The organism is Streptomyces hokutonensis (genome assembly GCF_000376565.1).
GTDB classification, from domain to species: domain Bacteria; phylum Actinomycetota; class Actinomycetes; order Streptomycetales; family Streptomycetaceae; genus Streptomyces; species Streptomyces hokutonensis.
Window position 1 is genome coordinate 1 of record NZ_BARG01000163.1, and the last position, 1,451, is coordinate 1,451.

General features: G+C 67.6%; 1 protein-coding gene. It reads right to left on the reverse strand.

What is annotated here, in order from left to right:
- Positions 1–17 precede the first annotated feature (17 nt).
- Positions 18–1,214: an IS110 family RNA-guided transposase gene (locus SSP08S_RS54510; RefSeq protein WP_019076044.1), complete on the reverse strand. Its 1,197-nt coding sequence runs from the start codon at positions 1,212–1,214 to the stop codon at positions 18–20.
- Positions 1,215–1,451: the final 237 nt, after the last annotated feature.

Below are 1,451 nucleotides of genomic sequence, written 5' to 3' on the forward strand. Positions count from 1 at the left end.
GCTTCCCAATGCTGAAGTCAAGCCGCAGTGGTGACAGGGGGTGCCACTTGGTAGCACCGTCGGTCACGGATCAGGGCCCACAAGACGTTGACGCGTCGGCGGGCGAGAGCGAGCACGGCCTGGGTATGGCGTTTGCCCTCCGCGCGCTTGCGGTCGTAGAACTTGCGCGAGTTGGGGTCGAACTGGACGCTCACCAACGCCGAGGTGTAGAAGACCCGTTGAAGGCGCCGGTGGTAGCGCTGAGGGCGGTGGAGATTGCCGCTGATCTTTCCGGAGTCGCGTGGTGCGGGGGTCACTCCCGCGAAAGCGGCGAGGCGGTCAGGACTGGGGAACGCATCCAGGCTGCCGCCGACGGCAACGAGGAACTCGGCGCCGAGCACCGTGCCGATGCCGGGCAGGGACTGGATCACCTCGGCGAGTTCGTGCTCGCGAAACCGGCCCTCTATGAGCTTGTCCGTCTCGGAGATCTTCTCGTTGAGGGCCATCACCTCCTTCGTGAAGGTGAGCACCATCTTCGCGATCGCCGTTTCACCCGCGACTGCGGTGTGCTGCCGCTCAGCGGCCTCGACGGCCTTGGCCGCGAGTGCTTCGGCTCCGCGGACCTTGCGGTTGCGCAGCCAGGTGGTCAGTCGGCGCTGCCCGGTCCGGCGGATCGCAGCCGGGCTCTGGTAGCCCGTCAGGAGCAGCAGTGCCCCGCTGGTCCCGAGGTCCAGGGCGCGTTCCAGGGCTGGGAACATGCTGGTCAGCAGGGACCGGAGGCGGTTGATGGTGCGGGTGCGTTCGGCGACCAGGTCGACACGGCGTTCGGTCAGCAGCCGCAGTTCCACGGTGGCGTCGTCGTCAGGGCGGATCGGCTGGAGGTCGCGTCGCATGCGGGCCTGGTCGGCGATGATGCGGGCGTCCCGGGCGTCGGTCTTGCCTGCTCCGCGGTAGCTGTCCGCGGCCCGGTTGACAGCGACACCGGGGAGGTAGACCAGCTCCTGCCCGTGGTTGACCAGCAGGGCGATCAGCAGTGCGGGCTCACCGCCGGTCATGTCCATCGCCCAGGTGACGGCGCGGCCGTCGGCGAGGTCCAGGACGTCTGCGATCAGCTTCAGCAGTTCGGGCTCGTCGTTGGCCACCCGCCGCGACAACAGCGCGTCGCCCTCGTTGTCCAGGACGAGGCAGTGGTGGTGGGTCTTTCCGCAGTCGGTCCCGGCCCATATCCGGCTCATCGTGCTCCAGCTCGTCGTGTGTGCAGTGCGTACCACGGACGACCTCGCCGGCATTGCTCTACACAGCGACCTGTTCGCAGTTCCCAATCGGCGGCCGAGTCGTCGTGGGGAACCGGGCGGCCAAGCTCCTTGAGCCATGAACGGCACCGTCATGAAAGCCACACCCGGCTCCCCTGGGTGCCACAACCCTACGAATGGCTGGGGCGAACCCAGGAAGGAAGGTAGAGCGTCATGACG